Origin of the sequence: Enterococcus sp. OL5 (assembly GCF_006491895.1) — a bacterium.
GTDB classification, from domain to species: Bacteria; Bacillota; Bacilli; order Lactobacillales; family Enterococcaceae; genus Enterococcus_D; species Enterococcus_D innesii.
This window is the reverse complement of sequence record NZ_VHIL01000008.1, coordinates 22,954-35,928: the sequence shown is the minus strand read 5'-3', so window position 1 is coordinate 35,928 and position 12,975 is coordinate 22,954. Positions and strand designations below refer to the sequence as shown.

Genomic DNA, 12,975 nt, shown 5'->3' with positions numbered 1-12,975 from the left:
TAATTCACCTCATCCTAGTACATAGTATAAAAGGGGAGTTTGAATAAAGTATGAAGTTCTTGTAGTAAAATATCGAAGCTAAAAAAGTGGCGAGAAAGTTCGACGTTTTCCTAACAAATAGCGCAAAAAAATCCAGCAAGGCAGGCGCCTTACTGGATTGATCATTGGTTGTTCTTACTTTACTCGCCGCTATCTTGTTCCATCATCTGCTGGTATTCTTGGAAGGTTTTTGTTTGGTACAGATCGACGGTCGATTGATTCCCGTTTTGAGAAAAGACACTGGTTGAATCACTGCCTAGATTCTTTTCGATATCCATCATTTGCTGAAGGGCATCTTTGTAATTATAGGTCGAAGGATCAACTTCTTCTAAACCGCTCTTCGCGTAGAAACGTAAGAGATCACCATTGTTGATCTGATCAGAAACCGAAAGCTGTTTGTCGACTTTGGCTTTCCATTCATCGACTTTGGCTTGCAATTCATCGGATGGATCGTTGATCGGCATGCCGGTACGATTGTCATACAATGTACTGCTATAGTAAGTGTAGTCTGGTGTCACAAAGTCGCCATCACGGAAGGCAACCAGTTGTTCATTTTGATCAGAGAATAAATCTTGTCCCAGTTGAATATAGTTCGATGTATCCACACCCAGTAAGTGCAATAGGGTTGGCAATGCATCAACTTGACCGCCATACGTATGATTGATGCCGCCATTTGATTGTCCTGGAATATGAATCATATAAGGGACACGTTGTAACGACGCATTGTCAAAGTTTGTCCACGTAGAACTTGTTTTTCCAAGCAATTCTGCTAAGTTACGGTTACGAGAATTGGAAATTCCGTAATGGTCACCATATAAAACGATGACGGAGTTTTCGTACAAGCCACTTTCTTTCAAGTAATTGAAGAACTCTTCTACGGCTTTATCCAAATAATTCGCGGTTGCGAAATAGCCATTGATCGTTTGATCAGAAGTGTTCGCTAGCGGGAAGCCGCCTTCTTCATTGGTAAATTCAGAATAAGGGTAGTGGTTAGAAACCGCAATGAATTTTGAATAGAACGGTTGTTGCAGACGTTCTAAGTATTGTACCGATTGTTCAAAGAACGGTTTGTCATGCAACCCGTATTGGAATGAATTTTCATCATTGACATCATAATAAGAAGCGTCAAAGAAATAATCATAGCCAAACCGTTTGTAAGTTTCATTTCGGTTCCAGAAGGTACCAGTATTTCCGTGGAAAACGGCACTGGTATAGCCTTGCGTTTGACCTAAAATATCTGGTGCTGCTTCAAAGGTGTTTTTCCCACCCAGTTGAGTGAATAACGCTCCTTGATTCAATCCAAACAGGGAATTTTCGAATAATGTTTCGGCATCACTGGTCTTCCCAGCTTTTACTTGGTGGAAGAAATTATCAAAACTAAAGGTACTATCGCTATGGTATAAACTATTGATAAACGGCATGACTTCATGTTCCACGCCATCTTCATCTTTCAATTTATAATCGATCAAGAATTGCTGAACACTTTCTAAGTGAATATAAATGACATTCTTGCCTTTTGCGATACCAAACAGATCATCATTTGGTTCTGCGTAATGTTCTTTAACATAGCTCTCTACTTCGTTCATGTCGTTGGGACTCGCTTCGGCACGTACTTGCGAAGCTTGATAAGTTTGTACGCCATCATAAACTGTAAAGGCATTGATCCCAAGATATTTGACTAAATAGTCACGAGAAAACGTTCGAGTAAGCAATTCAGGACGATCCGCTTCTGCTAAGAAAAGATTGGCAGAAAAGACCATAACAGCTAAGGTTGAGATCGCAAAAGCCATCCGTGCCCGCACAGGACGAGTGTCCATTTTGATTTTCTTCATTGAAAAGGCTGCAATCAGCACGATAAAGTCAATGAAATACAACACATCGTAGGGACGGAACAAGCGGATCGCGCTTTCTCCTAGACCACTTGCCACTTTTCCAACACCAAGCATCGTGTTGATGGTGATAAAGTCAGTGAATTCTCGATAGTATGAAACATTGGAGAACAAAAGCAAGGTCATCAAGAAATAAATCACAAGCATCGTGATATAAGCTGCTTTGGTTCTTCTTACGTACAATGCGATCGACAGCAGTAATAAGGTCGTTGCGATCGGATTGATGAATAAGATGAAGTACTGAATGCTGCTTTCAATCCCTAGGTGGAAGTCCACCATATAGGCAAAGATATTTTTTAGCCAAAATAATAGGGCTAATAGGAAAAAAAAGCCCATTCTTGTATTCACAAAGGTGGATACTTTATTTTTTTTCAAAGGAATCGTCCTCTCTTTTTCCAGTATAACCGGTACATTACGATTTTACATCACAGTACATTTTACTAGGCTGGGAAAGACGTGTCAAATGAATTCCTTGTCATGACGCGGAATTAAGTATTTCTTTACTTTCAATGATACAGACAATACAGTCGCTTTTTGCTATACTAAAAAGGAGAATGAATGGAGCAGATGAACATGAAAATAAAACTAACGAAGCAAGGATCAGCGAAGCTTCGCAAAAAGAATCCGTTGATCCAACGAGAAGATCTTCAACAAGCAATCGAGACAAAGGAGTGGGTCACCTTTACTGATCAGGCCAACCAATTTTTAGGTATCGGCTATCTAGGTGAACAAAACAAAGGGATCGGATGGGTCGTATCCTTTGAAGAAACAGTGATCGACCAAGCATTCTTTGCACAACGCTTTGCAAAAGCAAAAGGCAAGCGTAGTGCGTATTATCAAGATGAACTGACAGATGCGTTTCGTCTTTTTAATGGCGAGGGGGATCAATTGGGGGGACTTACCGTAGATTTGTATGGCGAGTATGTCGTTTTTTCTTGGTACAATGCCACCCTTTATCAACATAAAAAAGCGATCGTGGCGGCTTTTCGTCAAATCTTTCCCGAGATCAAAGGGGCTTATGAAAAAATCCGCTTTGCGTCTGAACTGCCTGAATCAGCATGGGTCTATGGGGAAACGGCGCCTGAACCCTTACTGGTGAAAGAAAATGGCGTCACGTATGCGACGTATTTGAACGAAGGACTAATGACGGGCATCTTTTTGGATCAAAAAGAAGTTCGTGGCCAACTCGTCGATGGTTTGGCAGCTGGCAAGTCTGTTTTAAATATGTTCAGTTATACGGGGGCGTTTTCTGTCGCTGCTGCTGTCGGTGGGGCTACTCAGACCACGAGTGTTGATTTGGCAAAACGCAGTTTGGAAAAGACCCGCGAACAATTTTCAGTTAATGGCATTGATCCAGATACCCAGCGTATCCATGTCATGGATGTCTTCAATTACTTCAATTATGCCCGCAAAAAAGACTTGCGCTTTGATGTGATCGTCTTAGATCCGCCGAGTTTTGCCCGCAACAAGAAAAAAGTCTTCTCGGTTGCAAAAAACTATGGCGATTTAGTCACAGATAGCTTGGAGATTTTAGCGCCAGATGGTTTATTGATCGCCTCAACGAATGCGGCCAATCTGTCCTCGAAGAAGTTTCAAGAAATGATCGAAGCGTCATTAGAGAAAGCACATGTTCCTTATGAATGTATTCAAAGTTATCGTCTACCAGCTGATTTTGCGGTAGATAAGCACTTTCCAGAAGGTAATTATCTGAAAGTATTCTTTTATCAAATGAAAAAGGAGTGAAGGAGATGAGCCGATCAAAACCAGTAACGTTAGATGGGAAAACACCCCTGATTTGTGTCCCATTGATTGGAAAAACCAATGAGGAAATTTTAAAACAAGCCCTTGCTGCTGAGGAATCAGAAGCACAGATCATTGAATGGCGCGTTGACCATTACAAACATGCAGACGATCAACAAGCGGTCTTAGATGCATTGTCTCATATTCGCACGACTTTAAAATCAAAAGAGCTACTTTTTACTTTTCGAACCATAGAAGAAGGGGGCGAGCGGCCGTTCACGTTGACCCAATACAAAGAATTGTGTTTAGCTGCTGCTGATTCAGGCTTGATCGATTGGATCGATATCGAATTAGAGAAAGCTGAATTTTTAGGTCGCGGCTTTATTCAAGAAATCAAAAAGGCACAGGTAAAGCTGATACTGAGCAATCATGATTTTGAGAAAACGCCAGAAGATGCTGTGTTGATTTTAAAAATCGGCGTAATGAATCAATTTGGTGCCGATGTTGGCAAGTTAGCGATGATGCCCAAGCAAGTCCAAGACGTTTTACGTTTAATGGGGATCATTACTAAAGCTCGTGGCTTCAACCAACTGCCGTTGGCGATCATGTCGATGGGGGAGCTGGGGAAAATCAGCCGTGTTAGTGGGGCATTGACTGGTTCGGTCTTTACTTTTGCTTCGTTGCAAGGGGCATCAGCACCTGGACAAATACCGATCGAACGAATGACCAACTACTTACAAGAATTTTCACTCAATGAGTAAGACCAGCCAAGGCCTTCTCTTAGAAGAAACCAAAACAAAAGAGGGATAAAATGGCGAAGAAGAAACAAAAAACCAATGCGATCCGTCAAGTAGAACAACAGAAAATCGCCTATAACGAATACACCTATGAGTGGTCGGAAGATCATCTCGATGCGCAATCCGTCGCTGCGCAACTAGCACGCCCGCAAGCTATCTACAAAACGCTGGTGGCAGTGGGGAACAAAACAGGACCGCTGGTGGCTGTGATTCCTGGAAATAGAGAAGTGGATCTGAAAAAGTTAGCCAAAGTCAGTGGAAACAAAAAAGTAGAGATGCTGCATCTGAGAGATTTAGAAGAGACGACTGGCTATATTCGCGGCGGCTGTTCGCCGATCGGGATGAAAAAGCTCTTTCCTACTTATATTGATCGTGGGGCGCAGACACTGGAAGAAATCGTGGTTTCTGCAGGAAAGCGCGGGTTGCAGATGGGGCTTGCCCCACAAGCGTTGCAACAATTGACAAGGGCGGTCTTTGCCGATTTGTTGGCAACTGAACACGAATAAAAAATCCCCGTGAACCATCTAGAGATGACGCTCACGGGGATTTTTTTGTGCTGTTTTATTCCATGACCTCAATATCGAAAACCTCGATATTTTCTAAACCACCATAAAAGTCAAACCACGGAGTGGCATATTGTTTTAGAATGGCGTTTAATTCTTCAACATTTTCTTTTCCTTGGGTGTCCAGCCATTCCAATAACGCTTTGGCCCCTTGTTTCCCATAAATTTCGACACTATCGCGCCAAGTTGCTCGACCACCTAAGATTCCTGAGAATTTGGCACCATGTTGACCAGCAAAGGTCAATTCATCGCGAAAGACATTCGCTGGAACTCCCGCACTCAAATAGATGAATGGTCGCGTCGCGGCGTCACTGGCTTCTTTGAAGTAATCGGCGGCTTCTTCTTGCGTATAAACGGCCTCTAAGCCTTCTTTTTGGAAGCCTTCAACTAAGTCGAACTGAACCGGTACTTCGACTTTCAAAATATCGATATGGTAGTGATCTTTCGTCAATTCCTGAATGGTTCGGATGACCTTGCTCGGTTTGATCTTGGCAAAAGCAGGTGATTTGTCATCTGTGATCTCATCATCATAGACGATTGGTTCCACAAATAACGGAATATCGGCCGCCTGCGCCTCCGTACCTAAACGCTCCAAAAACGCATGTTTGGTATCTAAAATCTCTTGCGGTTCATCTGGATTATAATAAACCAAGACTTTCGCAGCATCTGCCCCTTTTTTCACCAGGCGCTGCAACGATTCATTGGGTAAAATCTCAGGCAAACGACCCGGCGTGTTGACATCATAGCCTGTTTTTTCATAGGAAAGGATCAAGCCAGCATTGGGATTCTTTGCTTCGATCCCTAAGAAGCCATATTCCTCATCTAACAAAATACTGCTGACATATTTGGTCAATTCTTGGGAAACCAACTGCTTGAACTCATAAATGTGTTCCATCGTAAAGTCATCCGGTCCAGTTGCTGCCTTCATCATTTTTTTCATGGAACCACGTTGGTCGATCGCTAGTGCAGCAATCACACCATCCTCATTTGAAAGTTTTTGCATTCGTTCAAATTTACCTCTTGAAATTCGTTTCATTAAAAAAACCTCCCTCGATCTTGCTATCTTTAGTCTACGCCTACTTTGAGAAAAACCCAACTAATAAGCAAAAAGAGGGGGAGACCCAGGTGTTGACAGCAACGGGCAAGGATATTGCTGCCAACACCTGGGTCATCGATCAATAACTGAAATAACTCGCTGTTTCTGCTGCATTTTTTCCGGAGACATGTCCAGTACAAAACGCTGCTGTAATGTTGAAACCACCTGTATACCCATTGATATCCAGCAATTCACCGGCAAAATACAAGCCATTGATTTTCTTGCTCTCCATGGTTTTTGGATTGATTTCTTTCAGATGGACCCCGCCGCCCGTCACGAAGGATTTTTCTAATGGGAACGTGCGGACAATGGTGATTGAAAAGCCTTTGATCAAGGAAGCGAGCGCCGCCAACTGTTCTGGTGAGGCTTTTTCAGCAACCAGCTCATGCAGGTCTAGCTGCTGCAAAAAGAAGGTCATCAAGCGCTCAGGCAAAAAGCCAGCTAAAGCATTCGGCAATTGTTTCTTCGAAGCCGCAGACTGAATCAATTCTTGGGTCAAGGCTTCATGGGATTTTGCCGGCAGACAATCCAGAACAACCGTTACGGGTTGTTGCTTTTTCAATTCTTGATTTACAAAGGAGGAACAACGCAAAGCAGCAGGACCAGATAAACCAAAATGGGTAAACAAAAGATCCATCGTATGGGCGACAATAGGCTTTCCTTTTTGATCCAAGACACTCAACGTGATGTCTTGCAAGGAAATGCCTTGCAACGTCCGCTCTTGAATAAAGGATTCTTCTGAAACAAGCGGCGATTCGGTTGGATAAAGCGGCGTAATGGTATGGCCGACTTTTTTTGCCATCTTATAGCCGTCCCCCGTTGCGCCCGTGGAAGGATAGGTGCGGCCTCCTGTCGTCAGAATCACACTAGGGGCAGAGAACTCATCGGTTTCGGTTCGCACACCGCGAATTTGACTGCCGTCATGGATCAACTTTGTGACAACCGTGTTCGTCAACAGGGTGACGTGATGATCGTTGATTGCTTGAAGTAACGCTTCGACGATGGTTTTTGATTTGTTCGTCACAGGGAACATCCGTCCGTGGTCTTCTTCTTTTAAGACGACCCCCAAGTCAGCGAAAAACGCCATTACATCATAGTTATTGAATTGGGAAAACGTGCTATACAAAAATTTGCCGTTTCCCGGAATATGAGCAACTAAATCATCTACCGGCCGATTATTGGTTACATTGCAGCGTCCGCCGCCAGTCATCAATAATTTCTTGCCGATTTTTTTGTTTTTTTCGATTAATAAGACCCTAGCACCTTGTTTGGCAGCAGTGATCGCAGCCATCATGCCGCTCGTACCTGCACCCACAACAATGACATCATAGGTTTTTTCCATTCTTTTCACCTCTTTGGGATTGTAACACATCGGCTACGACTGCTGAAAGGATTGGTCGATTTTTTTCGAATGATAAAAAATTCTGACAATTCTAAAAAAAAGCGTGCAATTTCAGAAAATTTCTTTAAAATAGAAAATATCTTAAAGGAGGTAATGCACTATGACCAAAGCTTCAGCTTACGTGAAAGAAATTCAAGCGAAGATTCACGAGAAAGACCAACACCAACCGGAATTTCTTCAAGCAATTGACGAATTTTTGCCTACGATCGTTCCCTTTTTAGAGGAGCATCCAGAATATATTGAATCAAATATCCTTGCACTCTTAACTGAACCAGAACGTTTTATCCAATTCAGAGTCCCATGGCAAGACGATCAAGGCAACTGGCAAGTAAACCGTGGCTATCGGATTCAATTCAACTCGGCAATGGGGCCTTACAAAGGCGGCTTGCGTTTTCACCCAAGTGTCAACTTGAGTATCTTGAAGTTTTTGGCGTTTGAGCAAATCTTCAAAAACAGCTTGACAGGTCTGCCGATCGGCGGCGGCAAAGGCGGAAGTGATTTTGATCCAAAAGGCAAATCAGATGCCGAAGTGATGCGTTTTTGCCAAAGCTTTATGACGGAGCTGTCAAAACATATCGGACCTGACTTAGATGTTCCTGCTGGCGACATTGGTGTCGGAGGACGGGAAATCGGCTATTTGTTTGGTGCCTACAAACGATTGAAACAATACGATGCTGGTATTTTAACTGGTAAGCCATTAGACTTTTGGGGCAGTAAAAACCGCACAGAAGCAACGGGTTATGGTGCTGTTTATTTCGTTAAGCATTTATTGACAGACCTAGGTGAAACCTTTGAAGGCAAAAAAGCGATCGTTTCTGGAAGCGGCAATGTTGCGATTTATGCAATTGAGAAATTGCAAGAATTAGGTGCGATCCCTGTCACTTGTTCTGATTCCTCTGGTTTTATTTATGACAAAGACGGCATTGATCTGGCCTTATTAAAAGAAATCAAAGAAGTGAAGCGCGAACGTCTGACAGCTTATGCGAAAGAACGTCCATCAGCAGAATATCATGAAGGGGCATCTGTCTGGGATTTTGATACAACAGCGGAATTAGCCTTTCCTTGCGCGACCCAAAACGAGATTGATCTCTCACAAGCCAAACGTGCAAAAGCCAATGGTGTTCGGGTCGTTTCTGAAGGCGCGAATATGCCTAGCTCATTAGAAGCAGCAGAATATTTTATTGAAGAAGGAATTTTCTACTGTCCAGGAAAAGCAGCCAATGCTGGCGGCGTAGCCGTTTCTGCGTTAGAAATGAGTCAAAACTCCCAACGACTGCAATGGGAAAAAGCTGAAGTCGATGCCAAATTGGACGATATCATGAAGTCGATCTATGAAGCATGCCGTGATACTGCTGAAACCTTCGATCAAAAAAATAATTTTATGTTAGGTGCGAACGTCGCAGGCTTTGAAAAAGTTGCTAAAGCAATGTTTGCTCAAGGACTTGTCTAAAATCACCCAACAGGCTACCTATCAGGAATTACTTGAAAAAAGTTGGAAAAAAACGTAAAGTAGGTAGTGTATGAAAAACTATTTTTTCAAGGAGGACAAATCATGTCACACATCAAGTTTGACTATTCGAAAGTAGCACCATTCGTAAACGAATACGAATTGAGCTACATGCAAAGTCAAGTTACAGCAGCAGACAAACAATTACGCGAAGGAACAGGTGCTGGTAGCGACTTTTTAGGTTGGATCGACCTTCCTAAAAATTATGACAAAGATGAATTTGCGCGTATCAAAAAAGCGGCTGAAAAAATTCAATCTGATTCTGAAGTACTAGTCGTGATCGGGATCGGCGGATCTTATTTAGGAGCGAAAGCAGCGATTGATTTCTTAAATCATTCTTTCTTTAACTTGTTACCAAATGAAGAACGCAAAGCACCACAAATCTTTTTTGCCGGTAATTCAATTTCTTCAACTTACTTAGCAGATTTGATCGAAATCATTGGTGACCGTGACTTCTCTGTGAATGTGATATCAAAATCAGGAACTACTACTGAACCAGCGATCGCTTTCCGTGTTTTCAAAGAACGTTTGATTGAAAAATACGGCAAAGAAGAAGCCAACAAACGGATCTACGCAACAACGGATAAAGCGAAAGGTGCAGTAAAAGTTGAAGCAGATGCTGAAAACTGGGAAACTTTTGTGATTCCAGATGACGTCGGCGGCCGTTTCTCTGTATTGACTGCTGTTGGTTTATTGCCAATCGCTGCCAGCGGAGCGGATATCGATGCCTTGATGCAAGGGGCAGCAGATGCTAGCGATGCTTACGCAAGTGACGACCTTGAAAAAAATGAAGCGTATCAATATGCAGCAATGCGTAACATCCTTTATCGCAAAGGCAAAGTAACCGAATTGCTGATCAACTACGAACCAGGCATGCAATACTTCTCAGAATGGTGGAAACAATTATTCGGCGAGTCTGAAGGAAAAGACCAAAAAGGGATCTATCCTTCAAGTGCAAACTTCTCAACAGATTTGCATTCTCTTGGTCAATACATCCAAGAAGGCCGTCGCAATATCTTTGAAACCGTCGTAAAAGTTGAAAAACCACGCAAATCAATCGCGATCCCTACACAAGAAGCCGATCTTGATGGTCTTGGCTACTTAGAAGGAAAAGAAGTTGATTTTGTTAATACGAAAGCCTTTGAAGGAACGTTACTTGCCCATACAGATGGAGATGTACCAAATCTGTTAGTAAAAATCCCTACAATGGATGCTTACACGTTAGGGTACACGATGTACTTCTTTGAGATCGCTGTAGGAATTTCTGGCTACTTAAATGGCGTGAACCCATTTGACCAACCAGGAGTTGAAGCTTACAAGAAAAACATGTTCGCCTTACTTGGCAAACCAGGTTTTGAAGATCTTGCAAAAGAATTGAACGAACGTCTATAATAAGATAAAGAAACGCCTCGAGCCAGTTCTGATCGGCTCAAGGCGTTTTTATTTTATTTAATAACAAATCAGTAATCCAAAAAATCAGCGGTCTTCTTTTAATCCCCAAAGCAACGCAGCAGACAATAGTCCAAAGATACAGGTTTGAATAATTGGCATTTGACTCATCTCCTTTTGATTTTCTTTAGTATAAAATGAATTCTATTCAGTGGCACGAACAAAGCAGTGGGTTTCAACGAACGAAACTGTCATTTCTTGGTGACAAATGCGTGATGAACGAAAATAAACCGTTTTCATTTTGATGCTTTTTTGTTATTATATCTTTAAGAAAGAAAACGGTTGAGGTGAGGATATGGAGAATATTACGATTGGTGAAAAATATGTCTGCCGACCAGTAGGGGCGAGTAAGCCTGTGATCGGTGTGGTGGAAAAACTATACGTACATACGGCGTTGATCGTCGTTTCAAGTTGTGAAGAAGAAGATCAAGTACAAGTAGAAGCTTGTAATCGTCGGATGATCGTCAGCTTCAATAAAATTTTTACACAAACCAATGTTGCTTAACAAAAGAGTAAAAAATGCTGCTCCACGGATTACCGTGAGCAGCATTTTTCTTCGTGTGAGATCAGCCAACACCAATCACAAAGTTCAATAGTTTGTCTGAATAAGTCATGTCTTCTTCCGTCACACTCAACTCTTCATTTAAAATCCCCATTTGGTCGGTAATGATCCCGTCCACACCGTAAAAACGCATCCGGCTGATGGTATCCGCATCGTTGGGGGTCCAAACGAACACTTCCTTGCCGTCAGTCCGAGCAGAAGCGATGAAGTTGCGGTTGATCGTACTGTATTCCATTGTCAGAAAATCGGCACTAGTCAGTGGTGGGCCAACGACATTGAAGGGCATGATGTATCCTGACGTCAATTCAGGTGCTTTATCCTTTAATTCTTCAACAACTGTATAGGAGAGGCTTTGCATAATATGCCCATTTGCAACTAAATCCTCTTGGTATCGTTCTAAGAAGTCATCTACGAGCTGCGCAGTATCTTTTTGCTGAGTTTTGATCTCCACCAGCAGTTTTTGATCCAATTGGTTGGCAAGCGCCAAGTACTCGTCAAAAGTTGGAATACGGGCTGTCTGGTTGTTTTCCGAAACTGTCAGTGATTCGGCATAGCTCAAGGGTAATTGTTCTGGTTTTCCTTTGCCGCCGGTTAGTTGGCGGTAAGAAAAATCATGATAGACAATAAAATGACCATCACTTGTTTGCTGGACGTCCATTTCAACATAATCCGGGTGATACTTCTCACTAGTAAAGCGTAGTGCTTCAAGAGAATTTTGGACCCCTTGTCCGTCGCTTACCCCTCGATGGGAGATCGTTACCGGATGAATCGAAGCAGCTGAAGTCAGATAGTTCATATTATATAGACTAACACCGACACCGAAAAGCACCGTCACCAAGGTAAACAAGGAACTTTTTAGACCTAAGAAATGACGCTGGTTCAATGGTTCTTGGTGGAACCAGGAAGGAATCTCTGGTAAAAAACCTTCGTCATCCATGAAATCAACGATGATATAAAAAATAGCTACGGTCGATAAAATGACATTCAGTAACAAAATAAACTGTAAGAAAGTCATAATAAAAACAGCACTATACAAGGCATAATTCGGTGCAACAGCTTCGATTACTGCTTGAATCGTGATCAGCAAAGTAAAGCTAAGTGTCGTGATCAATAAGATGCTACCACTAATAAAAACAAACTGACCAACGATAGCAAAAAAGCGGCGTTTAGTCACTTGAAGGCTTTCTTTGATCGCTTTTCGAAAAGGCAAATCACGCAAAATCATTTCTGGCAAGGCAAAAATCACGCGAATTCCTAAATAGATCAACAAGACATAGATCAAGAGCACTGCTCCGATGATTACGACACGGTTGGCAAAAATGAAATCCATGATAAAGGCAGGGATTTTGATTTTTGCGAGTAAATCCGAATTAAAGCTCAACCCACCGATGGGTAGAATCAGTAAGAAGTAAAAGAGGAAAAATAAAAAGGTCATCGGCCGTAATTTTCGCAACTGCAAAACAGTCATCCGTAACAATTGGCGCAGGCTGATGGGTTGTTTCTTTTTGATAAAATAAACACTCAGCAACAAGAATGTAAACTCAAAAAAGACGGCTAATAAGATCAAAAGCAAAATCACTGTTAGTGAAAGCAATACGACAGGATGATCTGTAAAAATACTCCCGATATTGTCGAATGAAAGGTAAGGTAAGCCTCCCCGTCTTAGAACGAATTTGGTGGAAGAAGTTAATATGGGAATTACTAAGAACAACAAGGCACCGTGCATCAATAAGACATCACGGAAGTAGGCGTTGCTGTCTTTCAAAAAATCCCAAGTGTTGATGAAGCTGTTTTTTAAATAATTCATGGTTGTCATCCTAACAATAGTAAGTATTTTAGTTCTCTGGGTAATAAAGGTAAAGGCGGTAAAAAAAGCCGAACAGTTTAGCAGCAAGTTCGTCACAGGCATAGATCCTGTCTCAAACGTAGCT

The 12,975-nt window shown here is 42.2% G+C and carries 10 protein-coding genes; 6 read left to right on the top strand and 4 right to left on the bottom strand.

What is annotated here, in order from left to right; all coding sequences use genetic code 11:
- Positions 1 to 179 precede the first annotated feature (179 nt).
- Positions 180 to 2,264, bottom strand: a complete 2,085-nt coding sequence (locus FJU10_RS10515; RefSeq protein ID WP_077454265.1) for an LTA synthase family protein — start codon at positions 2,262 to 2,264, stop codon at positions 180 to 182.
- A 237-nt stretch (positions 2,265 to 2,501) separates the two neighbouring features.
- On the opposite strand from FJU10_RS10515, the gene FJU10_RS10510 reads away from it, so the two are divergent.
- Genes FJU10_RS10510 through ybaK form a run of 3 tightly spaced genes read left to right on the top strand, consistent with a single transcriptional unit; the run spans position 2,502 to position 4,971 of the window.
- Complete coding sequence (locus FJU10_RS10510; RefSeq protein ID WP_281201985.1) at positions 2,502 to 3,671, top strand: class I SAM-dependent rRNA methyltransferase; 1,170 nt, start codon at positions 2,502 to 2,504, stop codon at positions 3,669 to 3,671.
- Positions 3,672 to 3,676: 5 nt separating this feature from the next.
- A complete protein-coding gene (gene aroD / locus FJU10_RS10505) occupies positions 3,677 to 4,429 on the top strand; it encodes a type I 3-dehydroquinate dehydratase (RefSeq protein WP_081119498.1) in 753 nt (250 codons plus the stop codon).
- A gap of 50 nt (positions 4,430 to 4,479) precedes the next feature.
- Positions 4,480 to 4,971: a Cys-tRNA(Pro) deacylase gene (gene ybaK, locus FJU10_RS10500; protein WP_081119499.1), complete on the top strand. Its 492-nt coding sequence runs from the start codon at positions 4,480 to 4,482 to the stop codon at positions 4,969 to 4,971.
- A gap of 55 nt (positions 4,972 to 5,026) precedes the next feature.
- Here the strand turns inward: ybaK and FJU10_RS10495 are convergent, their stop codons facing one another.
- Together FJU10_RS10495 and FJU10_RS10490 are read right to left on the bottom strand one after the other, a co-directional pair.
- A complete protein-coding gene (locus FJU10_RS10495; protein WP_081119500.1) occupies positions 5,027 to 6,064 on the bottom strand; it encodes a tagatose 1,6-diphosphate aldolase in 1,038 nt (345 codons plus the stop codon).
- A gap of 139 nt (positions 6,065 to 6,203) precedes the next feature.
- Positions 6,204 to 7,466 (bottom strand): NAD(P)/FAD-dependent oxidoreductase, encoded by a 1,263-nt coding sequence (locus tag FJU10_RS10490; RefSeq protein ID WP_081119501.1) that lies wholly within the window; start codon positions 7,464 to 7,466, stop codon positions 6,204 to 6,206.
- Between the two features lie 160 nt (positions 7,467 to 7,626).
- Between FJU10_RS10490 and gdhA the strand changes: the two genes are divergently transcribed.
- The 3 genes from gdhA (at position 7,627) to FJU10_RS10475 (ending at position 10,987) form a co-directional block, all read left to right on the top strand.
- Entirely contained in the window at positions 7,627 to 8,976 is a 1,350-nt protein-coding gene (gene gdhA / locus FJU10_RS10485; protein WP_081119502.1) for an NADP-specific glutamate dehydrogenase, read from the top strand.
- Positions 8,977 to 9,078: 102 nt separating this feature from the next.
- Positions 9,079 to 10,425: a glucose-6-phosphate isomerase gene (locus tag FJU10_RS10480; protein ID WP_005229134.1), complete on the top strand. Its 1,347-nt coding sequence runs from the start codon at positions 9,079 to 9,081 to the stop codon at positions 10,423 to 10,425.
- 352 nt (positions 10,426 to 10,777) lie between these two features.
- Complete coding sequence (locus FJU10_RS10475; protein WP_140965855.1) at positions 10,778 to 10,987, top strand: hypothetical protein; 210 nt, start codon at positions 10,778 to 10,780, stop codon at positions 10,985 to 10,987.
- Between the two features lie 61 nt (positions 10,988 to 11,048).
- Here the strand turns inward: FJU10_RS10475 and FJU10_RS10470 are convergent, their stop codons facing one another.
- A complete protein-coding gene (locus FJU10_RS10470) occupies positions 11,049 to 12,851 on the bottom strand; it encodes a glycerophosphoryl diester phosphodiesterase membrane domain-containing protein (protein ID WP_077454205.1) in 1,803 nt (600 codons plus the stop codon).
- Between the last annotated feature and the right edge of the window lie 124 nt (positions 12,852 to 12,975).

Bases quoted from the DNA above. Each gene is read 5' to 3' on its own strand.
- FJU10_RS10515 (WP_077454265.1), bottom strand. From the start codon at position 2,264: ATGGGCTTTTTTTTCCTATTAGCCCTATTATTTTGGCTAAAAAATATC.
- FJU10_RS10510 (WP_281201985.1), top strand. From the start codon at position 2,502: ATGAAAATAAAACTAACGAAGCAAGGATCAGCGAAGCTTCGCAAAAAG.
- aroD (WP_081119498.1), top strand. From the start codon at position 3,677: ATGAGCCGATCAAAACCAGTAACGTTAGATGGGAAAACACCCCTGATT.
- ybaK (WP_081119499.1), top strand. From the start codon at position 4,480: ATGGCGAAGAAGAAACAAAAAACCAATGCGATCCGTCAAGTAGAACAA.
- FJU10_RS10495 (WP_081119500.1), bottom strand. From the start codon at position 6,064: ATGAAACGAATTTCAAGAGGTAAATTTGAACGAATGCAAAAACTTTCA.
- FJU10_RS10490 (WP_081119501.1), bottom strand. From the start codon at position 7,466: ATGGAAAAAACCTATGATGTCATTGTTGTGGGTGCAGGTACGAGCGGC.
- gdhA (WP_081119502.1), top strand. From the start codon at position 7,627: ATGACCAAAGCTTCAGCTTACGTGAAAGAAATTCAAGCGAAGATTCAC.
- FJU10_RS10480 (WP_005229134.1), top strand. From the start codon at position 9,079: ATGTCACACATCAAGTTTGACTATTCGAAAGTAGCACCATTCGTAAAC.
- FJU10_RS10475 (WP_140965855.1), top strand. From the start codon at position 10,778: ATGGAGAATATTACGATTGGTGAAAAATATGTCTGCCGACCAGTAGGG.
- FJU10_RS10470 (WP_077454205.1), bottom strand. From the start codon at position 12,851: ATGAATTATTTAAAAAACAGCTTCATCAACACTTGGGATTTTTTGAAA.